General features: G+C 65.4%; 23 protein-coding genes. 12 read left to right on the top strand and 11 right to left on the bottom strand.

Going from position 1 to position 25,781, the window contains the following annotated elements; translation table 11 throughout:
- Nucleotides 1-9 precede the first annotated feature (9 nt).
- From KU884_RS06715 to KU884_RS06705, 3 genes are read left to right on the top strand one after another with little or no spacing between them, the layout of a single operon-like run.
- Nucleotides 10-1,101: an ABC transporter ATP-binding protein gene (locus KU884_RS06715; RefSeq protein ID WP_167781938.1), complete on the top strand. Its 1,092-nt coding sequence runs from the start codon at nt 10-12 to the stop codon at nt 1,099-1,101.
- Nucleotides 1,102-1,109: 8 nt separating this feature from the next.
- The gene (gene chrA / locus KU884_RS06710) at nt 1,110-2,312 is read left to right on the top strand and encodes a chromate efflux transporter (protein WP_167784151.1); all 1,203 of its coding nucleotides are present in this window, start codon (nt 1,110-1,112) and stop codon (nt 2,310-2,312) included.
- A 60-nt stretch (nt 2,313-2,372) separates the two neighbouring features.
- The gene (locus tag KU884_RS06705; protein ID WP_167781937.1) at nt 2,373-2,687 is read left to right on the top strand and encodes a pirin-like C-terminal cupin domain-containing protein; all 315 of its coding nucleotides are present in this window, start codon (nt 2,373-2,375) and stop codon (nt 2,685-2,687) included.
- Here KU884_RS06705 and KU884_RS06700 read toward each other — a convergent pair.
- From KU884_RS06700 to KU884_RS06680, 5 genes are all read right to left on the bottom strand, one after another.
- The gene (locus tag KU884_RS06700) at nt 2,684-5,632 is read right to left on the bottom strand and encodes a hypothetical protein (RefSeq protein ID WP_167781936.1); all 2,949 of its coding nucleotides are present in this window, start codon (nt 5,630-5,632) and stop codon (nt 2,684-2,686) included. The two genes, KU884_RS06705 and KU884_RS06700, sit on opposite strands and share 4 nt — an antisense overlap.
- Before the next feature lie 177 nt (nt 5,633-5,809).
- Nucleotides 5,810-6,868 (bottom strand): porin, encoded by a 1,059-nt coding sequence (locus tag KU884_RS06695; protein ID WP_167781935.1) that lies wholly within the window; start codon nt 6,866-6,868, stop codon nt 5,810-5,812.
- 73 nt (nt 6,869-6,941) lie between these two features.
- Complete coding sequence (locus KU884_RS06690; RefSeq protein WP_167781934.1) at nt 6,942-7,751, bottom strand: substrate-binding domain-containing protein; 810 nt, start codon at nt 7,749-7,751, stop codon at nt 6,942-6,944.
- Between the two features lie 43 nt (nt 7,752-7,794).
- The gene (locus KU884_RS06685) at nt 7,795-8,532 is read right to left on the bottom strand and encodes an ATP-binding cassette domain-containing protein (RefSeq protein ID WP_167781933.1); all 738 of its coding nucleotides are present in this window, start codon (nt 8,530-8,532) and stop codon (nt 7,795-7,797) included.
- A complete protein-coding gene (locus KU884_RS06680; RefSeq protein WP_167781932.1) occupies nt 8,529-9,224 on the bottom strand; it encodes an ABC transporter permease in 696 nt (231 codons plus the stop codon). The genes KU884_RS06685 and KU884_RS06680 overlap by 4 nt, the downstream gene beginning before the upstream one ends.
- Before the next feature lie 87 nt (nt 9,225-9,311).
- Here KU884_RS06680 and KU884_RS06675 point away from each other — a divergent pair, with 87 nt between their 5' ends.
- Nucleotides 9,312-10,214 carry a helix-turn-helix transcriptional regulator gene (locus tag KU884_RS06675; RefSeq protein WP_167781931.1) on the top strand — a complete coding sequence of 301 codons (903 nt, stop codon included), beginning with the start codon at nt 9,312-9,314 and terminating at the stop codon, nt 10,212-10,214.
- 169 nt (nt 10,215-10,383) lie between these two features.
- Complete coding sequence (locus KU884_RS06670) at nt 10,384-11,433, top strand: tetratricopeptide repeat protein (protein WP_167781930.1); 1,050 nt, start codon at nt 10,384-10,386, stop codon at nt 11,431-11,433.
- On the opposite strand, the gene KU884_RS06665 is transcribed toward KU884_RS06670, so the two are convergent.
- Genes KU884_RS06665 through phnD form a run of 3 tightly spaced genes read right to left on the bottom strand, consistent with a single transcriptional unit; the run spans nt 11,428 to nt 15,087 of the window.
- Nucleotides 11,428-12,771 carry a sigma-54 dependent transcriptional regulator gene (locus tag KU884_RS06665; RefSeq protein WP_167781929.1) on the bottom strand — a complete coding sequence of 448 codons (1,344 nt, stop codon included), beginning with the start codon at nt 12,769-12,771 and terminating at the stop codon, nt 11,428-11,430. The two genes, KU884_RS06670 and KU884_RS06665, sit on opposite strands and share 6 nt — an antisense overlap.
- Nucleotides 12,768-14,210, bottom strand: coding sequence for a sensor histidine kinase (locus KU884_RS06660; protein WP_167781928.1), 1,443 nt, complete (start codon nt 14,208-14,210; stop codon nt 12,768-12,770). The genes KU884_RS06665 and KU884_RS06660 overlap by 4 nt, the downstream gene beginning before the upstream one ends.
- Nucleotides 14,211-14,226: 16 nt before the next feature.
- Entirely contained in the window at nt 14,227-15,087 is an 861-nt protein-coding gene (phnD, locus tag KU884_RS06655) for a phosphate/phosphite/phosphonate ABC transporter substrate-binding protein (protein WP_167781927.1), read from the bottom strand.
- 192 nt (nt 15,088-15,279) lie between these two features.
- On the opposite strand from phnD, the gene KU884_RS06650 reads away from it, so the two are divergent.
- The 7 genes from KU884_RS06650 (at nt 15,280) to KU884_RS06620 (ending at nt 23,755) form a co-directional block, all read left to right on the top strand.
- Entirely contained in the window at nt 15,280-16,380 is a 1,101-nt protein-coding gene (locus tag KU884_RS06650; protein ID WP_167781926.1) for a 4Fe-4S binding protein, read from the top strand.
- Nucleotides 16,381-16,436: 56 nt separating this feature from the next.
- Nucleotides 16,437-18,938, top strand: coding sequence for a molybdopterin-dependent oxidoreductase (locus KU884_RS06645; RefSeq protein ID WP_167781925.1), 2,502 nt, complete (start codon nt 16,437-16,439; stop codon nt 18,936-18,938).
- Nucleotides 18,939-18,979: 41 nt separating this feature from the next.
- On the top strand, nt 18,980-19,714 hold the full coding sequence (locus tag KU884_RS06640; RefSeq protein ID WP_167784150.1) for a 4Fe-4S dicluster domain-containing protein: 735 nt from the start codon (nt 18,980-18,982) through the stop codon (nt 19,712-19,714).
- Between the two features lie 14 nt (nt 19,715-19,728).
- Nucleotides 19,729-20,928, top strand: a complete 1,200-nt coding sequence (nrfD, locus tag KU884_RS06635; protein ID WP_167781924.1) for an NrfD/PsrC family molybdoenzyme membrane anchor subunit — start codon at nt 19,729-19,731, stop codon at nt 20,926-20,928.
- 60 nt (nt 20,929-20,988) lie between these two features.
- Nucleotides 20,989-21,978 (top strand): molecular chaperone TorD family protein, encoded by a 990-nt coding sequence (locus KU884_RS06630; protein WP_167781923.1) that lies wholly within the window; start codon nt 20,989-20,991, stop codon nt 21,976-21,978.
- Nucleotides 21,975-22,475 carry a peptidylprolyl isomerase gene (locus KU884_RS06625; protein WP_167781922.1) on the top strand — a complete coding sequence of 167 codons (501 nt, stop codon included), beginning with the start codon at nt 21,975-21,977 and terminating at the stop codon, nt 22,473-22,475. The genes KU884_RS06630 and KU884_RS06625 overlap by 4 nt, the downstream gene beginning before the upstream one ends.
- 98 nt (nt 22,476-22,573) lie before the next feature.
- On the top strand, nt 22,574-23,755 hold the full coding sequence (locus tag KU884_RS06620; protein WP_167781921.1) for an acetyl-CoA C-acetyltransferase: 1,182 nt from the start codon (nt 22,574-22,576) through the stop codon (nt 23,753-23,755).
- A gap of 113 nt (nt 23,756-23,868) precedes the next feature.
- Here the strand turns inward: KU884_RS06620 and KU884_RS06615 are convergent, their stop codons facing one another.
- Genes KU884_RS06615 through KU884_RS06605 form a run of 3 tightly spaced genes read right to left on the bottom strand, consistent with a single transcriptional unit; the run spans nt 23,869 to nt 25,077 of the window.
- Nucleotides 23,869-24,495, bottom strand: a complete 627-nt coding sequence (locus KU884_RS06615; RefSeq protein WP_254432049.1) for a reverse transcriptase domain-containing protein — start codon at nt 24,493-24,495, stop codon at nt 23,869-23,871.
- Nucleotides 24,419-24,706, bottom strand: coding sequence for a hypothetical protein (locus KU884_RS06610; RefSeq protein ID WP_217351362.1), 288 nt, complete (start codon nt 24,704-24,706; stop codon nt 24,419-24,421). Before KU884_RS06610 ends, KU884_RS06615 begins: the two co-directional genes overlap by 77 nt.
- Complete coding sequence (locus KU884_RS06605) at nt 24,706-25,077, bottom strand: hypothetical protein (RefSeq protein WP_217351363.1); 372 nt, start codon at nt 25,075-25,077, stop codon at nt 24,706-24,708. Before KU884_RS06605 ends, KU884_RS06610 begins: the two co-directional genes overlap by 1 nt.
- Nucleotides 25,078-25,781 lie beyond the last annotated feature (704 nt).

Below are 25,781 nucleotides of genomic sequence, written 5' to 3'. Positions count from 1 at the left end.
ACACAGCGCATGAACCAGACGGCGGCGGACGACGACATCCTCCTGGAACTGCGCCGGGTGGATCTGGACGTCGAGGGCGCACAGGTGGCACGGGCGCTGAGTTTCCGCGTACGACGCGGTCAGACCGTCTGTCTGCTGGGCCCCAGCGGTTGCGGCAAAACCACCACCCTGCGCGCGGTCGCCGGCTTCCAGCCGTTGGCTTCCGGCGAAATCCTCCTCAACGACCAGGTCGTCTCCAGCCCGGACTGGCTTACGCCACCGGAGCAGCGTCGGCTGGGCATGGTGTTCCAGGACCACGCCCTCTTCCCCCACCTGAACGTGGCCGACAACGTCACCTTCGGGCTGCGCAAGCTCGGCCGTAGTCAGCGCGAGGAGCGGGCGCGGGAGATGCTGGCACTGGTGCAGCTGGACGGCATGGAGGAACGCTTTCCCCATGAACTCTCCGGTGGCCAGCAGCAGCGGGTCGCCCTGGCCCGGGCGCTGGCCCCGGAACCGGAACTGGTGCTGCTGGACGAACCCTTTTCCAGCCTGGACGTGGATCTGCGCGAGGGCCTCGCCAACCAGGTCCACGAAATCTTCCGCGAGCGCGGCGTTACCGCCGTCCTGGTGACCCACGACCAGAACGAGGCCTTCGCCATGGCGGACCAGATCGGCATCATGCGCGACGGTCAGATCGTCCAGTGGGACACCCCTTACAACCTGTATCACGAACCCGTGGACCGCTTCGTGGCGGACTTCATCGGCCACGGCCGGTTCATCCACGGCCGCCTGCTGGATCATGACCTGCTCGACACCGAGGTGGGCGTGATCCAGGGCAACCGCGCCTACGGCTGGCCGGCGGGCACCGAGGTGGACGTGTTGCTGCGGCCGGATGATGTGCTACCGGCGCCGGAATCCGAACTGCGGGCCCGGGTGGTCAAGAAGGCCTTCACCGGGGCCGAGACCATCTACACGTTGCGCCTGGACAGTGGCGCGGAGATCCTGTCCTTATTCCCCAGCCACCACGATCACGCCATCAACGAACACGTCGGCATCCACATCGACGCGCAGCACCTCGTCGCCTTTCCCCGAGACGGGGGCCTCGCAACGAAGGAGAACTGACCGTGGAGATGCGCCCCTCGGGCCTCCGGACCAATCCCGCGCTGGAGGTCTTCCTGGTGTTCCTCTCCCTGGGACTGCGTTCCTTCGGCGGCCCGGTGGCCCACCTGGGCTACTACCGAGAGGCGCTGGTCCAGCGCCGCGGCTGGCTGGATGACCGGCAGTACGGCAAGATTGTCGCCCTGTGCCAGTTCCTCCCGGGGCCCAGCAGCAGTCAGGTGGGTCAGGCCATTGGCCTGATGCGGGGCGGCCTGCCGGGTTTGTTCGGGGCATGGCTGGGCTTCACCCTGCCGTCGGCGGTGATCATGATCGGCGCGGCGGTGGCCGTGGGCGCGGTGGGGCCGGAGGCGATCAGCGGCGCAGGCTGGTTGCACGGGCTCAAGCTCGCCGCCGTGGCCGTGGTCGCCCATGCGGTGATCAACATGGGCCGCGCCCTGTCACCGGACTGGCAGCGGCTGCTGATTACCCTTTCGGCTTTCGTCGTCGCCACTCTCTGGGCAAACCCCGCGGGCCAGCTTGGCGCCCTGCTGCTGGGCGGGCTGCTGGCATTCGGGCTACCCATGCCACAGGCTGCCGACCATGCGGCTGCGGATCTGAACGTCCAGGTGTCACGGCGGGTGGCAGGGGCGAGCCTCGGCCTGTTCCTCCTCTGCCTCGCCGGTTTACCGCTGCTCGCCACCCTGGCGCCCGGCGGCCTGCTCAGCCTGATCGATGGTGTCTACCGCGCCGGCTCCCTGGTATTCGGGGGCGGCCACGTGGTACTGCCGCTCCTGGAGCGGGAGGTGGCTGCTCCCGCCGGAGTGGACAGCAGCAGTTTCCTCGCCGGCTACGGCGTGGCCCAAGCGCTGCCGGGCCCACTGTTCAGCTTCGCTGGCTACCTCGGCGCCGAGGCATACAATCACGCCCCCGTGCTCGGCGGCGTCATCGCCATCATCGCCATCTTTCTCCCCGGCACCCTGTTGCTGGTAGGCATCCTGCCCTACTGGGACCGCATCAGTGGCATCACCACCATTCGTCGTGCGGTCACAGGCATCAACGCCGGTGTGGTCGGCCTGCTCGCCGCCATCCTCTGGGACCCGGTCATCCAGGTAGGCATTACCGGCATCACGGAGTTCGTCATCGCGGCGGCCGCGTTCACTCTCCTCATGGCCACACGCTTTCCCGTCTATTTGCTGGTACCCGCCTGCGCGCTGGCCGGTTTTCTACTGCTCTAAGCAGAGAGTTCCAAACCACATCAAGAGACCTGCACGGATTGCGTCCTCAGCACGAATCCCGTGCGCGTGCAGCTGCGTCTCGGTAATGCCTACGGCGGACGGGCACCGGCGACACTCTACTCGGAAGCCTTCTATGCCGACGTCCAGCGTCAGCCGAAAACCCGCTTCCGCCTGCCGGACCAACACGAGGACCGGGGCATCTACGTGGTCGCCGGGTCCATGACCATCGCCGGCCAGTGCTTTGAAGCCAGCCAGATGATGGTGTTCCGCCCCGGCGATGCCATCACCGCGGCGTCAGGGGAGACCGGCGCCCGTCTGATGATTCTGCGAATGGCCCGGGCATACCACTGGCAACCCGGGCTCAATTCGCTCTAGTCACAGTTCGTCCAGGTAACGCCTGAGCGCGTGTGCTCGAAATGATCACCACGGTCAACGACGTTTTCCCAGGTCTCCTCGCTCTGCGCCACGACATCTTGCGTGAACATCATCGCTGTTTCCTCGGTGATTTCCCCGGGCCAGTTGACGATGCGCGGCCGTAGATCAGCGTTGAGGCTTGCACCAGAGACGCTTTGCGCAAGCTGATTGACACGCACTGCTGGAGCGTTGAACTGCAGACGCACGCGATGCAGGCTCTCACGGTCAACATCGATATCCAGGGCGCTTGCGCCTTGTGGAACGACGAACTCCCCTGCCGTTGGCTGGTAGAAAACAGACCCGTCTTCGAGGGAGCCAGAAGGCAGCAGCACACTCGCCACCTCACCGGAAGTCGGGTCGTCGGCCAGTTGAACACCAAAAATGGGCTGCCCATCCACAAGCTGAAGGTCCGATTGTTCAGCCATCGGATTGGCATTATCCGTCACCTCCGTGGTGATCTGGTCACGTCCATCGTCGATGATGGAAAAGCAGGCGCAGTTCTCCGAGACACTGATCTCGGTCTCACTGACACTCAGAACGTCACCCTCTTTTTCAACCGTCACTCTCACCGTCGCCTGACCGGTATTCTCCGTTGCCGAGAAAACAGCCCGGGTCTGGTCATTGGCGTCCGGGTTGATGTGGCCACGATCCGGGACCTCCCAGTTGACGGTTGCCCCATCGGAATCACCATCATCGTCAAGGATGCTCTCGGGGATCACGTTGGCCTGTAGCGTTTTGGTCTCACCCGGTTCCAGGCACCCGCCACCGGCAACCTCGACGAACGCATCATCGGGCTCGGCAACGATGTAGGCCGTTGCCTCGCGATCCTGCGCCTGTTGGTACTGACGAACGCCGGTATCGGAGTCGGCAACCACGGTGATCTCGTCCTGGAAATCGTCGCCGATGGACTCAGGCGCCTTGTAGGTGATCGTCCCAAGCCCGCCATCAATGGAGTGATCGATGATCTGTCCCTGCCCGGTCCCCTCAAGCTCAAGCGGTTGTTCATAATCGGGATCGATGGAATTCCTCACACGGAACTGAATTTCGATCTCTTCCCCTTCTTCGACGTGATTGATGGCGCGAATGAAGTAGACGTCGATCTTGTTGACGCGAAGCACGAAGGGCTGCTCCCGCTGATCGCCCGCATCCCGGGACCACCTCCCCGTAGGGAACTCGTCTTCGTCGAGCGCCACCCGGAGGATGTTCACTGCGTCTTCGCTGCCAAAGAACGTATCCGGGTTTAGGGTTTGCTCAAGGGAAAAAGAAGCGGGGTCCTGCGGATCCTCCCAGATCAGCTCACTTGTCCCCATGGCATCGTTGAGTGGGTCAATATCAACATCAAGATACTCGTCATAGCCTACCCTGACGTCCGTGACGTCGATCCCCTCCCAGAGGAAGTAGACATCCGGTGTGTAGTCCTCGAGCTGCTCAAACAGCTCAGACGCCCCGAACTCGATGGCCTCCTCGTTCAGATCCACGTCGACGCCATTATCGGAACCACCATCCTGGCTGCCGCTTGAGCCATCCGAACCCCCTTCGCCTCCAGAGCGGTTGGAGGTTCTCTTGGCGGCACGCTCAAAGAGTGCCTGGAGGACATTTCCTCCGAAATAGGGGTCGCTTCGTGCATCGACGTCCACAGAGAAGATTTCGAACTGCGCTTCCTCTACATCTTCTCTCCCAATGATAATCTCACGATTGTCACCGACGGGACGATTGCCCGTGACACGGATGTCATCGATGCAGCAGGGGAGAAACACAAGCCCGTATTCCGCACCTGTGACTACAGCGCCAATGCCGGACAGAGCACCCTTGATAACAGCGGCAAGCGGCAAGGAGGTGCCCCCGGATCCGGCGACTGTCGCGACGAGCATGCCATCGACCGTTGTACCAAAGACATCTTCGAAATCACCCCAGGTGTCAAAGCTCTCTCGGAGGTCGGCATACATCTGCATGCCTTCTGCGAGCTCGACCACGTTGTTGATGTCGTTAAACTCAAAGGGTGTAACAACGATGTCGGCTGACTGCGCCTGGACGCCGGCCATGGCCGTGTTGGTGCTGTGCGCAAGCTCACTGCGCGCATCACTCAGCAACCCTTCGGGATCGGCTTCAATGAATTGCCGTACGGCATTGGTGGTGTCAGTCAGTCCCGTTTGCTGAATCATCCCGCCAAGGTAGGCGACCTCATCGTCGCTCAGATCCAGGTTTCGTAGACTGTCTTCGTTGTCCGGGTTGGCGACGGCATCGTACATGCGCAGGATGTCAATCAAACGCTCATCGGTACTCACCGTGCCGGGGTTCTGCAGGTCCTCCTGGAGATCATCCGGGTAGTCGATCCCGAAAGATTTCGCGACTGACTGGATCATGTTCTCGAGATCATCGACCCATGCCGTTACGTCTTCGCGGCTTGCTTGCGGCAAGGGAGAAACGTCGAGCGACAGCGCCTGCGAGTACCCCTCGCCGTCGGTGATCTTGACCCGCAAGGTCTGCGGGTCGTCGATGACAGGCGGCACCACGAAGGCGATTCCTTCATCACCAGGGAGCTGCTGCAGGATCGCCTGCACGCTCTTGTAATCCGGCCCAATGGCACCTGCGCTGTCCGCCTCTTCGAACTCGGCATAAATGTCTTGGACATCGATCCCTTCAGGAAGTCCTTCTACGCGAACGCGGTCGAACGGCTCTGCGCTCGAAGTGGCGAGCGTGACATTCTCAAGCCCGGCTGCCGCCGCATTGATCGGTCCGTCGACCCTTGTTCCGATGCGATCGCCATCGAGATCGCCGCCACTCTTGGATTCATTGCCGCCCGAGCCGCTGCCACCGCTACTGATGCAGGCCGCCAATGGCGCGGAGAGGAGAACGGGTAACGCAAACGGAGCAACGGTCCGGAGAATGTTCCGGAGGTGGTACATGGCGCCTCCTGGTGCTTCGTTCTGTTTTTCGAATGTCGACGCGAACGCGCCTCGAGGCATAGTCAATCTGAAGACTGTGCCACCACCGTGACATTGCGAACCTTACAGTGGCCTTACACCGAGAGCCGTGGCACATGAGCGGGGGAGCGCCGGAGCGCTCCCCCGTGTTCGCAGAACTCAGAAGTTGTAGATCATGCCGGCGGCCACGGCGCGCGCCGTCTCGCCGGCCGTGTTGGTGAGGTTGAGGCTGCTGGCCTCGTTCCAGGGCTGACGGGTCTGCAGGTCGTCGTTGTCGATCTGCGCGTAGTTCAGATAGAACGTGGTGTTGCTGGCATAGGCGTAGTTCACGCCCACGGCGAACAGATCAGCGCTGGTTTCATCGGCGTCACCATCCAGGCGGTAGTACTGGGTCTTCAGGTGCACGTCGGGTACCATCGCGTAGCGAACGCCGATGCCGTATGCGTCGTCATCCGGATCGGACGCGGTCTGGGCCAGGCCAGTGAAGCGGAAGTTGGCGATGTCGTAGTAGGCGGCAATGCGGGTGACGTCGCGTTCTTCTGGATAAGCGCGGACCATGTTGCCGTCCTCGTCTTCGATTTCGGCGTCGGAAAAATTCCAGCGCTCGTGCGAAATCGCGGCGTACAGCGGCCCGTCATGATAGGTGATGGACGCGCTCCATGCGTCGTTGTCGTTGTCGTCGACGGAGCGGGCGTTCTCCTGTGTGTCCACGCTATAGTGAACATCCGCAAAGAACCCATTCACCTGCGGCGTGGTATAGGCGATGCCCTTGCGGAACCGCTCGTCGAAGCCCTGGTTGCCGGCGTAGTTGCCCCGGATCACGTTACGCGCATCACCCACCTGATTGCCGAACAGGTCCGTGCGGATGCGCAGGATCTTGTTGGGGGTGTCGAAGCGCCCGGCCCGAACGGTACCCCAGCCGCCCGTGAGCCCGGCGAAGCTGTTGCGGAAGGTGAGGACGTCCGTATTCGTATTGTCGATATTGACCTGTCCTTCGATCTGGACGATGGCGCGCAGCGCGTCGTCCAGATCGTGGCCGGCGCGAAAGCCGACGCGGCTGGAATTGCTGGAGAGGTTGAGGGCGCTGTAGTCGTCGCCGTCGTCCAAGTGGCTGATGGCCATGTGGGCCTGGCCGTAGATGTCGATGTCGGCGGCTTGGGCGTTGCCGGCGGCGATGAGCCCGGACGCCGTGACCAGTGTCAATGCAGTGCGTTTCATGGTGTTACCCCCTGTCCGTTCTTGGTTGTTGCGACAGGCCGCGCTGGCAGAGCCGGCACGGCCGGGTGGCGGTTTACTCGGCGTTCGGGAAGAACAGCTGCTCGCCGCGCAGTTCATAGCTGGCAATGGCCGCCTGGCCCTCGTCGGAAAGCAGCCACTCGTGCCACTTGTTAGCCATGTCGTGCTTGAGACCCGGATGGCGTTCCTGGTTCAGCGGCAGGCTGCCGTACTGGTTGAACATCACCGGATCACCCTCGTAGACGATCTCCAGGTTCTGACGATTGTCGAAGGCGATCCAGGTGGCCCGGTCCACGTAGGTGTAGGCATCCATGCCGGCGGCGGTGTTCAGGGTCTCGCCCATGCCGCTGCCCAGCTCCCGGTACCACTGGCCACCCGGGTCGACACCGGCCTCGCCCCAGAGCCGCAGCTCCGCACGGTTGGTGCCGCTGTCATCACCGCGGGAGGTGAACGGGTGCTCGGCGCCGGCGATCCGGCTGAAGGCGTCCAGGGCGCCGTCGGCATTCCGGAGGTCGGCGGGATCCTCGGACGGGCCGACCAGGATGAAGTCGTTGTACATGATGTCGCGGCGTTCGCGGCCGTAGCCGTTCTCGACGAACTCCTCCTCACCGGTGGTGTCGTGGACCAGCACGATGTCGGCGTCGCCCCGGCGGCCGATCTCGAAGGCCTGGCCGGTGCCCACCGCTACCACGCGCACGTCGAAGCCGGTGGCGTCACGGAACTTCGGCACGATGTGCTCGAACAGCCCCGAAGCCTCGGTGGACGTGGTGGATGCAACCGTGATGAAACGATCTCCCGCCTGAGCGGCGGTAACCGCCCCCAGCAGGCCCGCTGCAACGAATGCCCTCTTCAACAGTTGTTTCATGACACTCCTCCAATGCTCCCCCGCGACCACCCCATGTCCAGGGTCACCAGACCAGCTCACCCTTCACGAAGGCTGCCGCCTCGCGGCTGCGCGGCTGCTCGAAGAACTCTCTTATAGGCGCCCGCTCCACCAGGCGGCCGCCCACCAGAAACAGAAGGTCATCGCCCAATCGCCGGGCTTGCCCGAGATCGTGGGTGCTCATGACGACGCGCGTGCCTTCCCGATGGAACGTCTGCACCGCTTCCTCCACGGCGTTGATGGCGGCAGGGTCCAGCGCCGCCGTGGGCTCGTCCATGAACAGGATTTCCGGGCGCAGGGCCCAGGCGCGGGCCAGCGCCAGGCGCTGCTGCTCGCCGCCGGAGAGCACCCGGGCTGGACGATGGGCGATGTTCTGTAACCCGAAGCGCTCGATGGCCTCGTCGGCGCGCTGCCGCCGCTGCCCCCGGGGAACCCCCTGAACGGCCAGCGCGTAGCGGACGTTGGCGAGGGCGGAGCGGCGCAGCATCACCGGGCGCTGGAATACCATAGCCTGGCGCCGCCGGATCATCTCGGGACTTGCACCATCTCCAGCCCAACGCACGCTGCCACTGCTGGGGCGGAGCAGACCGTGGCAGATGCGCATCAGCAGGCTCTTCCCGGCACCGTTGGGGCCCATGAGCATGGTCTTGCCGTCGCGCTCCAGGTGCAGATCCAGGGGCTGCAGAAGCGTCTGCCCCCGATGCCGGAACGTGACCCCCTCCAGTTCCAGGGGCAGCAGCGACGGTGATTGCTGACGGTTCATCCCAGCCGCCTCTTCGCCGCTTCACCGATGAAGTAGGCCACGGCGTTCACCGAGGCAACCAGGAGCAGCAGGATGATCCCCAGGCCCAGCGCCAGCGGAAGATTGCCCCGGTTGGTCTCCAGGGCGATGGCGGTGGTCATCACGCGGGTCACGCCGGCGATATTGCCGCCGACAATCAACACCGCTCCCACCTCCGCGCTGGCGCGGCCGAAACCAGCAAGCACCACCGTGCTGAGGCTGAAACGGGCATCCCAGAGCAGCGTCGGAATGGCGCGCAGGCGCGATACCCCGAATGACTGCAGCTGTTCGCGGTACTCGCTCCAGAGTTCTTCGATGACCTGGCGCGACAGCGCCGCGACGATCGGCAGAATCAGTACTGTCTGGGCAATCACCATGGCCGTGGGCGTGAACAACAACCCGAACTGCCCCAGCGGTCCCGCCCGCGAGAGCATGAGGTAGACCATGAGCCCCGCCACCACCGGCGGCAGCCCCATCAACGCGTTGAGCATCACGATGAGCAGACCGCGCCCGGGGAACTGCCACAGGGCGATGGCCGCACCCAGCGGTAACGCGATCAGGCTCGCAATCAACACTGCGGTCAACGACACCTGCAGCGACAGCGTGACGATCCCTATCAACACCGGGTCCATAGCCACGATCAGTTCAAAAGCTGCCTGGAAAGCGTTATCCATATCCGGCGTTATCCAAAGAGGACCATAGGCGGCAGTGTGTGCATAATAACGAGTGTTATCACCCGGCCATGAAAAATGTGCAGTCATATGACAGACGACGACAAGACCAGCCATCACCGGTACATGACAACTGCTGAAGTCGCGGCATACCTGCGGATGAAGGAGCGCAAGATCTACGACCTGGTCCGACAGGGGCTGATCCCGTCCACCAAGGTCACCGGCAAGCTGCTGTTCCCCCGGGACAGCATCGACCTGTGGGTGATGAACCACCTCGAAGGGGATCAGGCCCCGCCGCATGCGACCCCACCCGTTCTTGCGGGGAGTCAGGATCCATTGCTTGACTGGGCGATCCGGGAGGCGGGTGCGGACCTTGCGTTCCTCTGCAATGGCAGCGGGGACGGCGTCCGGCGGCTGCTTCGGGACGAGGCGATGGTCGCCGGTCTGCACGTGATCGACCACGGCACCGGTCACTACAATGACCCGAGCCACCTGGGGCTATCAGGAATGCGTGACCTGGTGATCATTCACTGGGCTCGGCGAACCCAGGGATTGCTGGTGCAGCCGGGCAATCCGTACGGCATCCAAGACCTTCCGGATCTGGCATCCAGCCCCGTGCGGGTCGCTCATCGACAGCGTGAGGCAGGGGCGGACGCCCTCTTCCGCTCGTTGCTGGAGCGCCACGGCATCGCCCCGGAACGACTGAACTTCACGCCCCACACGTCTCTCAGTGAGGACGATCTGGCCCTGTCGATCAGGGAGAGCGAAGCGGATACCGGCCTGGCGGTGGAAGCGGCAGCCCGGCGCCACGGCCTCGACTTCATACCCCTTCACGAGGAATTGTTCGATCTGGCCATGCGCCGCAGGGTGTACTTCGAGCCGCCGCTGCAGCGCCTGCTGGCGTTTGCCCGCGGCGAGCGGCTTCAACAGCGGGCGGATGCCATGGGCGGGTACGACTTGTCCGCATTAGCGGAGGTCAGGTTCAACGCTTGACTGCCCTCCATGGCGAACTGTGCAACGTCCGCTCGCGAGCCGCGTCGAACCCCAGCGAAGGATATACAACTCCACCCCAGGGAAGCGCTCAAGTTGCGATCGACTCAAGGCTGGCACGGATTTCGCTTGAGCTGAAGTATTCCTTCAGCAAGCACTGGGACAGTTCTTCATGTCACAACCAGCACACCACGACGCCGCCCTGGCGGCCTATGAGCGGGGACAGACCACCATCGCCAGGAGCCTGTGGGAGGAACGCGCGGCCATGGGCGACCCGGATGCGCAGACCGCCCTGGGGCTGATGCTTGCCGCCGGCGAAGGAGGGCCAGCGGATCCGACCCTCGCCGTACGCTACTGGCGGGCGGCCGCCGACGCAGGGCACCCGGACGCGCTCTACAACCTGGGCCTTATGGCGGAGCAGGACCACACGCCCGACAGCGAGACACGAGCCGGCGAGTGGTACGGGCGGGCAGCGCGCGCAGGGCATGCGGGCGCTGCCAACAACCTGGCCGCGCTGCTGCTCAACGACAATGGCGCACCCGATCCGGCGCGGGCAGTCTCGCTGCTGCGGGACAGCGCAGCTAAGGGTGATGCCGACGCTCTGTACAACCTGGGCTGCCTGCATGCATCCGGGGAACATGTGCCCGCAGATGACGAGCGTGCGCAGCGTTTCCACCGGCAGGCGGCGGAACAGGGGCATGCCGCGGCCGCCCGGGAGTTGGCGCTGCTGCTGGAACGGCTCGGGACCGAAGGTGACGGCGAAGCGGCCATCATCCACTGGTTGCAGTGTGCCGCCGACGGCGGCGATACCCGCGCCCAAGTGCTGCTCGGCGACCGGTACCGCCACGGCCACAGTGTTCCGCAGAGCGAGACCAGGGCCTGGAACTGGTATGTCGCCGCCGCCCGGCAGGGAGATGTGGTAGGTATGACCAACATCGGCGTGATGTACGACAAGGGGCGCACAACGGCGGAGAACCCGTTGCGCGCCGCGCGCTGCTACCGCTTCGCCGCAGAACGCGGCTACGCCCCGGCCCAGTACAACCTGGCCATTCTTCTGGCCGACGGCATCGGTATTCCCGCGGACCGCGCGGAAGCCTGGGCCTGGTTCGCGCGGTCGGCGGATCAGGGCCACGAGGCCGCAGTGGCGGCCCGAGACTGGATCTGGGACACCCTGGATGCCCATGAACGGGAGCGGGCCACGATGTTCAGCACACAGCTATGACCCCCTGGCACGCCCGCTGACCAGATCCCGGGCGCGAATGCCGTAGCGGCGCATACGTTCCCAGAGCGACTTGCGGCTAATGCCCAGGGCGTCGGCACTGGCCTGAATCTGGCCGTCGCGATCCTGGAGCGTCGCCAGTATGCGCTGCTTCTCGCAGGCCTTGAGGTAGTCGGACAGGGTGCCGTTATCCGCTGCGGGCTCATCGATTTCGGGGAACAGGTCCCGGGGCTCCAGCACTGCGGCATCGCTCATGATGACTGCCCGCTCCAGCGCGTGATGCAACTCCCGCAGGTTCCCCGGCCAAGGTGCGCCCATGAGGACGCGTTCTGCCGCGGGGCTCAAGGTCCGCGGCGGGGCATCACCGGCGATCTCTCGCAGAAAGGCACGTGCGAACCAGAGAATATCCTCCGGGCGTTCGCGCAACGGTGGCAGGCGGACGTGGACCACATTGATGCGGTAGTAGAGGTCTTCCCGGAACGCTCCGGCACTCACCATGGCACGCAGGTCGCGGTGGGTCGCAAAGACGAGTTGCACATCCACCGGGATCGACCGCTCGCCGCCCACACGGCGTATGCGCCGCTCCTGGATCACCCGTAACAGCTTCACCTGCATGGTGGCGGACATCTCGCCAATTTCGTCCAGTAGCAGCGTCCCGCCCTGGGCCTGCTCGAACAAGCCCTGGTGGCGCCGCTGGGCACCAGTGAACGCGCCGCGCTCATGGCCGAACAACTCGGCCTCCAGCAGGCTTTCGGTCAGCGCCCCGCAGTTCACCGCCACCAATTCGCCGTGGTGTGGCGTCCACTGGTGCAGGTACCGCGCGGCAAATTCCTTGCCGGTCCCGGACTCCCCGGTAATAAGGCATCCCGCCCGCGCCGCCCCGACCCGTCGCAACTGGCCCTCCACATCGCGCATCGCCGGCGAGACACCCAGTACCGGATCCGGCGCAGCGTCGCCGCCCTGCTCGGCCCCACCGTTCTCCGACAGCCCCGCCACACGGGCCACCAACGCGTCCAGATTGAAAGGCTTGGTCAGGTAATCGGCGGCACCGTCCTTCACCAGGCCCACGGCGGCATCGATGGTGCCGAAACCAGTAATGAAGATGAAAGGTGGCAACGCACCACCGTAGCTCGACTGCAGGCGCCGGAACCACTCGCCACCGTCCGCGTCAGGCAGCCGGATGTCCGAAATCACTACAGCAAACCGGTCGCTGGTCAACGCGGCTTCCGCAGCGACCGTCTCCGTGAACCAGGACACGGCGTAGCCTTCCATACGCAGACGGTCCTGCAGGGACTCGCCCATGATTGCGTCATCTTCCACCAGGCAGATGCGCTTGCTCATACCCTCTCCTGCGACGGGATCGGTAAATGGACCCGGAACCGCGTGTCATCGGGAGCGCTGGTGGCCTCAATGCTGCCGCCGAGCTGCTGGACGATCTGGTAGGACACCCACAGGCCCAGACCGGAACCTTCTCCGGCGCGCCGGTAGAATGGCTCGAAGAGATGCTCCAGCAGTTCCGGCGCCATCGCCGGCCCGGTATTCCGGACATCCGCCTCCAGACCGTCGCCGTTGCAGCCAACGGAGTAGCGGACGGTTCCGCCCGGACCGGCGGCCTGGCATGCGTTCAACAGCAGGTTCAGGAGCACTTGGCGGACCGCCGTGGCCGGCAGGGGCAGTGCCCGGTCCAGTCGGATATCCCTGTGAATGCTGACACCACCCGCCTGGGCCGCAGCCAGGGTATGGACATCCTCCAAATCCTGGCACTCCAAGGGGTGGGGCGTATCCCGCGCTTCAACCAGAAGGGCGGCCACCGTCTCCCGGATCTGGTTCAACCCGCGCTCGATCAGGTCCATGGTGCGCGCCACTTGCGGGTCGTCCACACCGCGATGGCGCTGATTGGAAACGGCGTTGAGCATGCCGCCCAGGGGATTGTTCACCTCGTGGGCGATACCGGCGGAAAGGCGCCCCACCGCTGCCAGCCGCTCCGAACGGATCACCTCTCCTTCCAGCCGCTGCTTCTCCGCAAGTTCCCGCAGCATCTCCGCGAAACGTCGCTCCAGGCGCGCAACCTCGTCGCCGTCGGCCCTGCGATCGGGCAGTTCCCGGGCCAGTTGCTCCGGCGTTTCCGTGGCCACACGGTCCACCAGTCCGCCAATGCGTGTGAGCGGCCGCGCGACCCGACGTCCCAACCACCAGCCCACCGGCGCCCCGGCAACGATAAGAATGCCCGTCACCCACGCCGCCTGGGTCAGTGCGCCTCCGTATAGATCCAGAACGCCGGGACGTTCCAGTTCCAGGAGCAGTGTTCCCACCCGGCGCTCGTCCACGAAAACTGCCTCGATCACCAGCAGGGACTGATCTTCCAGGCGGATACGGCGCGGATTCTCCCCGGCGTCGCCAAGATCATTTAGAGCGTAACGGTCATCCCCGTCACCGACCTCGCTGCCCAGGGGAAAGCGGCGCGGCGCGCTGGAGGCGAACACTCGCCCATCATCTCCCAGGAGCGTAATCACCGCCGGGCGCAGAGTATCGTCACCGGAATCGTCGGTCAGCGGTCCGCGAATAATCTCCCAGGCCCCCCACACGTCATCGCGCACCAGGGTATTACCCAAAGCGGGGGTCATGGCGCCGGCCAGTCGTTCGCCACTCCGGAACAGATCCGGTTCTACGGTGCGGTAGTGATACCCGAGCAGCGTCACGGCGGTGATCACCGCCGTAAGCAGTACCACCAGCATGATGTTCAACGGCACCTTGACGCGATAACTCAGACGTTCAAACACCGTGCTCTCTGCCCTGTTACCCGCCCGGCGCTTCGTCCCGTGACACCTGCCGGCTCAGCTCCCGGATACCGTCGAACCAGGCGTCTTCGCCGTCGACAAAACTATCCAGGTTCAGCGCCTCCAGCAGATCCCGCCCCCCGGGATGGTCGGTCATGTCGCGCAGGGCGCCGCGGAAACGCGCGCGCATTTCGTCGTCGGCCGCCCGCGTTGCCACCAGAGGCGGAAACCCGAATTCCGGCGACCTCTCGATCACCCGGGTCCGCTCGGTCAGCCCGGAGCCCCGTTTCTTCAGCGTCTCCCAGACGTAGCCATCCACCGCACCGGCATCGGCCAAGCCCTCCGCCACGGCTTCAACCACGTTGCGGTGACCGTAGGTAAAAAAGCTCTGGCGAAAGAACTCGTCGCTGTTCAGGCCTTTGGCGTGCAACCGGGTCTCCGGATAGAGCCAGCCAGAATTGGAGTTCGGGTCCGAGAAGGCAAACACGACACCCTCGAGATCTTCCATGCCCCGGGTGTCCGACTTGTCTTCACCGACGATGATGTAGGACTGATACGTGGGCTTGCCGTCGTACACGGGCACCGCAAGCAGCTCCACGCTACCCTGCTCGGTGACATAGGGAAACCCGCACAGCCAGGCGAAATCGATGCGTTCGCGCCGCGCCAGCTCGACGATCTCGCCGTAACTGCCCCGGCGGACGAAGTCCACGGAATACCCCGTCCGATCCTCGAGGTAATCCCGCCACGCGTCCAGGAATCCCGACTGATCCTTGAGAATCACCGGGGTCACACCAATCCGAATCGTCCGCTCCTCGGCGCCGGCGTGCCCCGAGAGGACAACGGCCAGGAACAGAACCAGCCCCGCAACCCCGCCACGCATGATCATGCCTCCCGTCACCGCCCGGTAACCTCTGCGATGCGCGCTGTTACCCAACGGTAACACACACCAGAAACACAGCAGCACCGCCTGCGCCTTGGGACAGGCTCCGCGGGGACTGAACCGGGGTGGCCCCGATATTGCTCCTGTCCTGGAAAACGACAAGTACCCTGGATGAGAAGCAGCGAACCCCGGATGGCGAACTCGCAACCCGAAAACGTACCGCTGGACGGCAACGATCCACGTGTCCGCCTGGCCGACAGCGCGTGCCTGCCGCGGCGGACACCGTTGTCCGCCTGCCAGGCGTGCGCCGACACGTGCCCCGTGGGTGCGTTGACGGTGACTGCGGGCACCGGCCCTGAGCTGACCGGTGACTGCACCGGCTGCGGCGCCTGCGCCGTGGCCTGCCCGACAGAGGCTCTCAGCGTTGATGATTTTCCGAACGTGGATGACCCGGCGCACACGCTGCCGCCGGTGCGGTCGCTCGAATGCATGCGCGTGCCCGGGGCGCTGACCCCGGAAGACGCGCTGCGCGTGCCTTGCCTAGCTGGCTTGCATGAGGCCGACATGCTGGCTATGGCACGCGCGGCCGGCCCCAACGGCCTGACGCTGATGGATCGCGGCTGGTGCTCTGACTGCCCTGCACGCGGCGACTGGCAAGCAACGCCAGTGGATGATGCGCAGCGCCGCGCCAATCAACATCTCGCCGGCAGTACCACGCCGCCGGTCACAGTGACCCGGGCGCCGCTGCCCGAGGATATCGCGTCGCCCGTGGCTCGTGGACCGGAACTGCGGCGCGGCAACAGCCGGCGACAACTGCTGCAGTTGTTCAGCCCGGAGCCCGAGACAACGAAATCGGATCCCGGCGAGACCGGCGGCACCGCGGACCCGCGCCAGCGGATCACGCCACAGCGCCGGTTGCGACTGCTCGCGGAACGCCGTCTTGTGGCCGCTCCGACACCACCTCCTGCGCCACGGCTGGAGATCGACGGCAACTGCTGCAACACGGGCATCTGCGCGGCGCTGTGCCCTACTAAGGCGCTGGCCCGCACCGAGGCTGACGATGGGCTGGAATTCGAACCGGACCTCTGTATCCGTTGTGGCCTCTGCGCCGCCGTGTGCCCGCAGCAGGCCATCACCATCCACGCCGAAGGCGGGACAAGCGGGCGTCTGACCAATCACCGCCAGGCCACCTGCCGCGACTGCGACCGGCGCTTCAGCCCGGCCAGCGACGACGCAACCCACTGCGAGGCGTGCGAGAAATCCCGCGGGCTCGGCCGCGCGGCGTTCATTTAGCCGTACCACCGAGCCCCGCAAGTGACACCGACAAGGAAAAGACCAGGAGGAACGCGATGAATGTCCTGCAGACTCTGATCACCCGGCGCCGCTTTCTGCAGGCGACCAGCGCCGCGGGTGCCGCCACGGCGGTGGGCTTCGGCGCTCTGCGTGGCCTCAGCCCCATTCAGGAAAGCCGGGCTGACCCAGGCCCGATCGACGGCGAGACCACCATTACCAAGAACATCTGCCATCAATGCCCGGCCCGGTGCGGCATCAACGTCTATACCCGCAACGGCAAGGTGCACGCCATCTACGGCGATCCGGGCAACCCCATCGCCAACGGCAAGCTCTGCCCCAAGGGCCATCTCGGGACCTATCTGCTCTACGACCCGGATCGCTTCGAAGGCCCCATGAAGCGCACCAACCCCAACAAGGGCCGGAACGAGGACCCGGAGTTCGTGCCCATCACCTGGGAAGAAGCATTCGATACGGTGGCTGAGCGGCTGAACCGGTTACGCGAGAACGGCGAGTCCTATCGCTTCGCGCACTTCTACGGTCGCGGCTGGGGCTCCACCGATGCGGGCATGTATAGTGATTTCGGCAAGCTCTACGGCACGCCGAATTCCGCCATCGGCCATGCATCCATCTGCGCCGAGGGTTCCAAGCGCGCCAAGCGCGCCACCGACGGCAATGATTCTTACAACGCTTACGACTACCGCAACTGCAACTACATCCTGAATTTCGGCGCCAGCTTCCTGGAGGCGTTCCGCCCCTACAACTACCTCATGCAGGTGTGGGGGCACATGCGGACCAAGAGCCCGCAGACGCGCATCACCTCCATCGATGTGCGCATGAACCCCACCATGGCGGCATCGGACCGTTATCACATGATCAAGCCGGGCACCGACGGTGCCATGGCGCTGGCCATCGCCCACGTGATCCTCACCGAAGGGCTATGGGACACGGAATTCGTGGGTGACTTCGACGACGGTGAGAACCGTTTCCGCGCCGGCGAGACCATCGACGCGGACCGCTTCCAGGAGCGCTGGACCCACGGCCTGGCCGACTGGTGGAACGAGGAACTCAAGGACCGCACACCGGAGTGGGCGGAGGAGATCACCACCATCCCGGCCTTCCACATGAAGCGCATCGCCCGGGAGTTTGCCACCACCAGGCCGGCCATTGCCCTGATGGAGCGCGGCCCCACGGCGCACTTCAACGGCACCTACAACGGCATGGCCATCCACGCCCTTAATGCGCTGGTGGGCAGCCTGTTCGCCGAGGGCGGGTTGTTCTACCAGATGGGCCCGCCCTACGGCGACCTGCCGGTGAGCGCCGATGACTACATGGACGACTACGCCCGGGAGATGGAGGGCAAGCACCCGCGCATCGACATGGCCGGCACCGACAAGTGGCCAATGACCTCCCACATGATGCAGGAGACGGCGCAACACCACCTGGACGGCGACCCGTACAAGCTGGACACGGCCATGTTCTTCGTCACCAACCCCATCTGGTCGGCACCGGATCCTCAGCTGTGGGAGGAGGCCCTGAAGGACGTATTCATCATCGACACCTCGCCCTACCCCGGCGAGACGGCCATGTACGCCGACATCATCATGCCGGAGCACACCTACCTGGAGCGACTGCAGGACTCGCCAACCTACCCCTTCGAGGGCTGGCCCATGACCGCCCTGCGCGTGCCGGCGGTGGACCCCGTGTACGACACCAGGCACTTCGGTGACATGCTCATCGAGATCGGCAAACGCATCGACGGACCCATGAGCGAGTACTACGCGGAGCTCGGGGACGTGGAGAACATACTGCGCCACCGCGCCGCCGGCTTCGCCGACAACCCCGGCGACAACGGCGTGAACGACTTCGAGAGCTGGAAGGAAAAGGGCGTCTGGTACAAGAAGCCCTACCACTGGCGCTACTGGCGCGGCAGCTTCTGGGAGTGGGACGGCGACGACTACAACATCGAAATGAGCGAGTCAGAGGTCAAGGACAAGCTCATGCCAACGGAATCGGGCAAGTTCGAGTTCAAGTCCAGTTTCCTGGAGGCGCACGCCGCCTACATCCAGCGGGAGATGGATATCCCCGAGGAACGGGCCGGGCTCATCCAGTGGGTGGAACCACGGCACACCGGCGAGGGCGACCTCCATTTCGTCACACCCAAGCTGCCGCTGAAGGCCGAGGGACGCAGTGCCAACCTGCCCCAGGCGCAGGCCTACATGCAGCCCATCGTGGGCGGTCGGGGCACGGTATTCCTGGAACTGCACCCCAGGACCGCAGGCGAACGCGGCATCAGTGATGGCGATCCGGTGCGCATTTCGGCGCAGGTGCGTGGCGAGCAGCACAGCATCACGGCCGTCGCGCGGCTGATGCCCTCCCATCGCCCGGACACCCTGGTGCTGCCCCATGAGTATGGCCACTGGGCACAGGGCCGTTGGGCCACTGCGAACGGGCGCCACGCCAAACCGGGGAACTCGGGCGAGCTAACCGAGAACCGGTCCGACCCGATTTCCGGGCTCGCCAGCTACTACACCACCAAGGTCACGCTGGAGCGGGCCTGAGCACGCACAACGGAGGAGTCTGAATCATGGCGAAGTGGGGAATGGTCATCGACCTGGACACGTGTACCGGCTGCCAGGCCTGCACCACCGCATGTTCCATGGAGAACAACACCCTGCCCGGCGAGAGCTGGCAGGACGTGCTGTTCTACAACGAGGGTGAGTATCCCAGCGGCCAGATGAAGTGGCTGCCACGGCCGTGCATGCAGTGCGAGGATCCGTCCTGCGTGCACGTCTGCCCCACCCGGGCCACCTACAAGGACGAGGACGCCGGCGGCATCGTGTTCGTGGACTGGAACAAGTGCATCGGCTGCAAGTACTGCATGATCGCCTGCCCTTACGGGGTGCGCTTCTACGCCGACGAGCAGCCCCTGGTAGAGCCGGACATCCGGGATGTCTTCCCGGGCGAGAACGGCCAGCTCTGGAGCCCGCCCTACCAGAACCCGGAATCGGACTGGCGGAGAGGTATCGGCGTCCAGCCCAAGGGCGTGGTCTCCAAATGCACCTTCTGCTACCACAAGGTCAGCAAGGCCCCCGAGGGCGTGGCCGACCTGGACGAGGATGACCCGGAACTGGTCGAGTACGTACCCGCCTGCGTGCGTACGTGCCCGCCCAAGGCACGCTTCTTCGGCGACCTGGACAACCCGGAGTCCAACGTCAACCGGCTCATCGCTGACAAGAAAGGGCAGCGACTGCTGGACCACACCGGCAACCGCCCGCAGGTGTACTACCTGGGTGCCGGCGCCGGCATCCCCGCCTTCCGCCCACGCGAGTCCTGAGGGAGTAACCCGACATGTCCGACAACAACGTCATGAAGGGCGGGCTGGGCACGGGCCTGCTGATCCTCTCCGCCGTCGTGCTGGTGGTGTCCTTCGGCTACACCATGATCCAGCTCGTCACGGTGGGCCATGCGGCCTTTAACGTGAGCTCCCAGCTGCCCTGGGGCCAGCCCATCTCCACCTACCTCTACTTCGCCCTGGCATCGTCGGGGCTGGGGCTGATCGCCTCACTGCCGCTGGTATTCGGCTTCAAGCAGTATTACGGCATTGCCAAGCGAGCGATCTTCCTCGCCTTCATCATCCTCATCTCAGGCATGGCGGTGCTGGCCCTGGAGCTGGGCCACACCTTCCGCATGCTCTGGGCCATCCCGTTCAACATGCAGATCCAGTCCGCCATGTTCTGGATGGGGGTGTTCTACGCGGCGGACCTGCTGTTCCTGCTCTGGAAGTTCCAGAAAATGGAAGCCGGCGACTGGGACAGCAGGAACACGAAGATCATCGGCATCGCCTCCTTCCTCGGGGTGCTGCTGGCCAGCGGCAACCTGGCGCTGATCTTCGGCATGATGAGCATGCGGCCGTTCTGGTACGACGGCTCCCTGCCCATCTACTTCTACCTCACGGCGATTGCCAGCGGCATGGCGGCACTGGTGTTCTTCACCTATCTCGCCTACGGGTTCACCCGCAGCAAAATGCCGCAGCAACTGCAGGCTGCCTTCACCGGGGGACTGCCCAAGCTGTTCGCCGCCGTCCTGGGGCTGACCATCCTGTTCGTGGCGGTGCGCGCCATTACCGGGCTGTACGCCAACAACCCGGAGGTGTACCACGTCTGGGCCAACTACCTGTTCGCCTCGCCGCTGTACATCCTGTCCCTGATCTTCGGGCTGGCGGTGCCGTTCGCCCTGATGATGTCACCGACGCTGCGCGTCAACCCGCAAATCCAGGTACTGGTGGCGGTACTCACCTTCGGTGGCCTGTTCGCCGAGCGCTACTACTTCGTGGTGGGCGGCCAGGTTATTCCGCTGTTCCAGGGCACCTGGGCCTGGGACATGCTCCAGTACACGCCGTCGGTCACGGAATGGATGCTGACCATCATGGGCTCGGCCATGCTGTTCACACTGTACGTGCTGGGCGAGAAGTACTTCGACCTGTCGGCGACCCCGGCGCTGGAAGAAACCGGGCCACAGGGGGCGAAACCACGTGAGGCCACGGCCTGACAGAGCTCGCCGGGGCGGCCCTTGTTGCTGCCCCGGCACACCCGCCCAGGGAGTACGCCAATGCAACGCAGCGGAGACACCATGACCGCAGTGCCCGAGCACACCACGCGCCTCACGGCGCGGGCGGAACTCTACCAGTGCCTGGCCCAGGCGTTTCTGCCGCCCATGGAGGCGTCCTACCACCAGGCCATGACCGAGGCGCTGCCCGGCGATCTGGACGAACTCCTGCCCGGGCGCGGCGCCGGCACCGAGCTGGCATCCACCATGGCAACCGCGCCGGACCCCGACGCGCTGCTGCGCGTCTACAGCCGCCTGTTCCTGGTTCCGCCACGGCCGGTGTCACTGAATGCCAGCGTCTACATGGACGGCGGCATCATGGGGCCCACCGCCATGGAGATCAGGGCCTGCTACCAGCGCCGCGGCGTGGATGGCGACGCGGCCTTCCGGGGCACGCCGGACCACCTGGTGCTGCAACTGCGCTTCCTGGCCCTGCTGCTGGCCTCGGCCGCGGAGGCCGACACCGGGGCGAGGGAGCCCCTGCTGGAGGAAGCCCGTGACTTCGTGCACCGGTTCCTGCACCCCTGGGTGGGCGACATGGCACAACGGCTCAGCGCCGAAACCGCGCGTGACACGCGCGCTCGTCCCTATGCCGTGCTGGGCCACCTGGTGCGGGAAGCCGTGGCGGCCGATGGCCAGTGGCTGCAGTCCCTCGCCCCTACGCCCCCAACAAGGGACACCAAGGCCGAAGACGCTGCCCGCGAACACCTGGCCCGCCAGCGGGCCGAACACGCCGGTCAGCAGCACACCGAATGCACCCAGTGCGGCCAGCCCTTCGCCGCGCCTTCCGAGCTGGCCGACATGATCCGGGTGCTGGAAAAACGGGGCCTGGGCACCGCGCACCTGAGCGTCTGCCCGGACTGCCGGGCCGGCACCATGGGGTTGCGACCCACCGACCCGCAGTTCAAGGAGATCGGTGCCGCGGCACAACCGAAAGGAAGCGCAGAGGTGCGCGGGAACGGCTCAGCGTTTTCCGGGGGAGGCGTGTCATGAAGATCACCACCGACACCGTGGCCACCATCGACTATGCGCTGCGCAACCAGGCCGGCGAACTCGTGGACAGCAGCGCGGCTTCGGGACCCATGCTGTATCTCCACGGCTACCGGCACGTGCTGCCGGCTCTGGAGAGCGCCGTGGAAGGCCGCAGCGCCGGCGAACACCTGGTGGTGGAGCTGGAGCCCGAGGACGCCTACGGTGCGCACCAGGAGAATCTGGTATTCGAGGCCAAGCGCGAGGTGCTGCCCGAGGGACTGGAGCTGGCTGAAGGCAAGCGCCTGACCAGCGGTTCCCACGGCCGCAAGTTCTCCCTGCGCGTGGTGCGGCTCACGGACGACGGCGCCATCCTCGACGGCAACCACCCGCTGGCGGGCCAGCGGCTGACCTTCGAACTCACCATTCGCGAGGTCCGTGCGGCGACAGCAGCCGAGGTGCAGGCACGGCGGGCCTCGGGGGACACGGCTCGCCGGCCCGTAACGGCGGGCTGGCAGTAGGGTTTTCCGGCGAATAGTTGCCGTAGATCAAGGCACCCGACCACGCAATGGTCCATCGTGACACGGTCACCACCCCCTTTCCCGCGAGGTCCATAGCCATGACGAAGGAAGTCGTAATCTGCGCGCCCACGCGCACCCCTATCGGTACCTACGCCGGCAGTCTCAAGGACATGCCGGCCACTGATCTTGGCGCCATCGCCGTGACCGAGACACTGAAGCGTGCCGGCCTCCAGGGCGACCAGGTGGATACGGTGGTGCTCGGCAACGTGATCCAGGCGGGCAACCGCATGAACCCGGCGCGCCAGGCCGCCATCAACGGTGGCATTCCGGTGCAGGTACCGGCGCTGACAGTGAACCGGGTGTGCGGCTCCGGTGCGCAGGCCTTGGCGTCGGCGGCTCAGGAAATCCTGCTCGGCCATGCCCACTGCGCCGTGGCCGGCGGCATGGAGAACATGGACCGCGCACCCTACCTGCTGGACAAGGCTCGTTGGGGCTACCGCATGGGCGACGCGAAAATGGTTGATTCCATGCTGGGCGACGGTCTCAACGACGCCTTCTCCGGCAAGCACTCCGGCTGGCATACGGAGGATCTTGCCAAGGAGTACAAGGTCAGCCGCGAAGACCAGGACGGGTGGGCGGCCCGCTCGCAGCAGCGTTTCTCGAAGGCCCAGGCCGATGGCCTGTTCGACGCCGAGATCGTCCCGGTGGAAGTCCCCGGCCGCAAGGGTCCGACGCTGTTCGAACGGGATGAGCACAATCGCGGCGACACCACCGCCGAGGGGCTGGGCAAGCTCCGCCCCGCCTTTCGCGAGGAAGGCACCATCACCGCCGGAAACGCCCCGGGCCTGAATACCGGCGCTGCGGCCATGGTGCTAGCAGAGCGGGCATGGGCGGAGAAGGCCGGCCTCAAGCCCGTGGCACGGCTGGTCTCCTGGGGCGTGGGTGCCGTGGAACCGGGCATGTTCGGCATCGGTCCGGTACCCGCCGTGCGCCAGGCCCTGGAGCGGGCCGGCTGGGGGGTGGGCGATGTGGACCGGGTAGAGATCAACGAGGCTTTTGCCGCCATCGCCCTGGCGGTGCTGCGGGAGCTGGGCCTGTCCGAGGACGTGGTCAATGTCGAAGGCGGCGCCATCGCCCACGGCCACCCCATCGGTGCCACTGGCGCGGTGCTCACCGTGCGGCTGCTGCACGCCATGGAGCGCAACGGTGAACGGCGCGGCATCGTGACGCTGTGCATCGGCGGTGGCCAGGGGATTGCGCTGGCAGTGGAGCGACTCTAGTTCTCCGGCCAGGGGAAGGCTGACGTCGGGTAGGCCGGCCGGTTACCCGGCCGGCCCCCACAGATCCACTCGTGCGGGTTTCCCGCAAGTGGCTCCTCGTGTGAGTGGCTTCGCTACGTGGCGCAGATCCTGGCCCGGGCGAGCGGGTAACACTCCAGGAACCGGGAGAACTCCGACCACGGGATCGCCGCCTTCTGCGAGCGCCGCGACAGCCATCGGTGCCAGGAGCGCATCGCCTGGGAGCGGACCTGGTCGATCGCTGCAAAGTTACCACGCACGCCGAAGTAGGCGTAGTGGCCCCGGAGTCTGCGGTTCAGGGCTTGCCACTGCTCAACCACGGGGTGATGCCGCATCACACAGCACCAACGATCGATTGCATGCATGGCCCGGCGCAGCCGATCCCGCGCCGTCTTGCGCTTGACCACCCAGCGCCCTCGCCTCGACCGCCCCCAGTAGTGGGTGAAGCCGAGAAAATCGAAGGTCTCCGGGTGCGGTCCTCCGCCCGATCCGGGCCGGTCGAACCGCACAACCCGGGTCTTCTCCGGGTGGAGTTCCAGCCCGTAGCGCGCAAAACGCTTGGGCAGCACCTCCATCACCCGCCGGGCATCGCTCTCGCAGGCGAACACCAGCAGCGCATCGTCGGCAAAACGCACCAGGTGCGCCTCACCGCGCAACCGGGGCCGGACACTGTCCTCGAACCACGTATCCAGCACCTCGTGGAGGAAAATGTTGGCGAGCATCGGCGAGATCACCCCGCCCTGCGGGTGCCCCGCCAGGCTGGCGCCACTGCCCTTCCTCCAGCACGCCGGCGTTCAACCATTTGCCGATCAACCGAACCAGCACGCCGTCACGTACCCGCCGACGCAGCACCTCCCGCAACAGACCATGGTCGACCCGGTCAAAGAACTTGCGCACGTCAAGATCAATCACCCAGCCACCGCCCATCGCCATCAACGGCCGCCAGACCGCCTGCAGCGCCTGGTGCGCCGAGCGTCCCGGCGGAAGCCGTACGAGCCCTCGTGGAACTCCGGCTCGTAGACCGCCTCCAGCACCATCGCCACCGCCCGCTGGAGCACCTTGTCCTCAAACGTCGGAATGCCGAGCGCTCGGCGCTCGCTCCCGTCACCCTTGGGGATCGAGGTGCCCCGCACCGGCGGCGCCCGGTACGCCCCGGACTTCGCCCGCTCCAGCAGCGAGCTCAGGTTCGCCTCAAGCTCCTCGCCGTAGGCGGCACCCGTGCGACCATCAACGCCCGGCGCCCCGTCCTTGCGCGTGCGTCGATACGCCTCACGCAACCACGCCTCGTCAATGTGATGGGCCAACGTCAAAAGCGGCCTGTCCGGAAGACGCCGCGCCAGATCCGCTATCTGTTGGCATCGCGTTGAGATGAGATCAGAGTCCAATGCCTCCGCCATCGGTCCCTCCAACAGCTCCACTCACACGGTCTCCCCTTCCCCTTCACCGGGTCCGCTGGGGCGCGTTCCCCGGCTGCTCCGGTACTATGGGAGACTCCGACTGCCTGCCGCCCGTCTGGCACCGCTCTGGCTGTCCTCGCAGCACCATACCGCCGCAGCGCCCTCAGCCTTCGCTCCAGCAGCAGGAGGACGCTCCCACCACTGGCCCGGACTGCGGATCAGCGGTCGCCCGCACCGTCTACTTCTTAGGCGGAGACGACAGGCCCTCCCAGGTTCCTGGGGGACCCCAATGTGCCCATGCCCCGCTCTCGGACCCCGGCGGGCACACCACACCAGGCCTCTACAGTGCAGCGTTACTGCCTTCCGGTCTTCAGACACCGTCGGCACCCACAATGTCGCGGATTTCGGGGCTCAATCACGCAGCCTGGACACTCGCTGTCTACGCTTCACCACAGCAGTTACCCACTGCAGCGCAAGACTCGCTTCCGGCTGGTGGCCAACCTCTACCGGGCGGGCTCAACGGCCCGCTGGGTCCCTCTCGCAATTTCATGGCCGCCTCCATGCCACCAATCCCAAGCGACCAGGCTTCGCCTGGCGCTCCTGAAGGTCCG

Source organism: Aquisalimonas sp. 2447, assembly GCF_012044895.1.
Lineage (GTDB): Bacteria > Pseudomonadota > Gammaproteobacteria > Nitrococcales > Aquisalimonadaceae > Aquisalimonas.
This window is presented reverse-complemented; position numbering and strand designations above follow the sequence as displayed.

Bases quoted from the DNA above. Each gene is read 5' to 3' on its own strand.
- KU884_RS06715 (WP_167781938.1), top strand. From the start codon at position 10: ATGAACCAGACGGCGGCGGACGACGACATCCTCCTGGAACTGCGCCGG.
- chrA (WP_167784151.1), top strand. From the start codon at position 1,110: ATGCGCCCCTCGGGCCTCCGGACCAATCCCGCGCTGGAGGTCTTCCTG.
- KU884_RS06700 (WP_167781936.1), bottom strand. From the start codon at position 5,632: ATGTACCACCTCCGGAACATTCTCCGGACCGTTGCTCCGTTTGCGTTA.
- KU884_RS06695 (WP_167781935.1), bottom strand. From the start codon at position 6,868: ATGAAACGCACTGCATTGACACTGGTCACGGCGTCCGGGCTCATCGCC.
- KU884_RS06690 (WP_167781934.1), bottom strand. From the start codon at position 7,751: ATGAAACAACTGTTGAAGAGGGCATTCGTTGCAGCGGGCCTGCTGGGG.
- KU884_RS06685 (WP_167781933.1), bottom strand. From the start codon at position 8,532: ATGAACCGTCAGCAATCACCGTCGCTGCTGCCCCTGGAACTGGAGGGG.
- KU884_RS06680 (WP_167781932.1), bottom strand. From the start codon at position 9,224: ATGGATAACGCTTTCCAGGCAGCTTTTGAACTGATCGTGGCTATGGAC.
- KU884_RS06675 (WP_167781931.1), top strand. From the start codon at position 9,312: ATGACAGACGACGACAAGACCAGCCATCACCGGTACATGACAACTGCT.
- KU884_RS06670 (WP_167781930.1), top strand. From the start codon at position 10,384: ATGTCACAACCAGCACACCACGACGCCGCCCTGGCGGCCTATGAGCGG.
- KU884_RS06665 (WP_167781929.1), bottom strand. From the start codon at position 12,771: ATGAGCAAGCGCATCTGCCTGGTGGAAGATGACGCAATCATGGGCGAG.
- phnD (WP_167781927.1), bottom strand. From the start codon at position 15,087: ATGCGTGGCGGGGTTGCGGGGCTGGTTCTGTTCCTGGCCGTTGTCCTC.
- KU884_RS06650 (WP_167781926.1), top strand. From the start codon at position 15,280: ATGGCGAACTCGCAACCCGAAAACGTACCGCTGGACGGCAACGATCCA.
- KU884_RS06645 (WP_167781925.1), top strand. From the start codon at position 16,437: ATGAATGTCCTGCAGACTCTGATCACCCGGCGCCGCTTTCTGCAGGCG.
- KU884_RS06640 (WP_167784150.1), top strand. From the start codon at position 18,980: ATGGTCATCGACCTGGACACGTGTACCGGCTGCCAGGCCTGCACCACC.
- nrfD (WP_167781924.1), top strand. From the start codon at position 19,729: ATGTCCGACAACAACGTCATGAAGGGCGGGCTGGGCACGGGCCTGCTG.
- KU884_RS06630 (WP_167781923.1), top strand. From the start codon at position 20,989: ATGCAACGCAGCGGAGACACCATGACCGCAGTGCCCGAGCACACCACG.
- KU884_RS06625 (WP_167781922.1), top strand. From the start codon at position 21,975: ATGAAGATCACCACCGACACCGTGGCCACCATCGACTATGCGCTGCGC.
- KU884_RS06620 (WP_167781921.1), top strand. From the start codon at position 22,574: ATGACGAAGGAAGTCGTAATCTGCGCGCCCACGCGCACCCCTATCGGT.
- KU884_RS06615 (WP_254432049.1), bottom strand. From the start codon at position 24,495: ATGCTCGCCAACATTTTCCTCCACGAGGTGCTGGATACGTGGTTCGAG.
- KU884_RS06610 (WP_217351362.1), bottom strand. From the start codon at position 24,706: ATGGCGATGGGCGGTGGCTGGGTGATTGATCTTGACGTGCGCAAGTTC.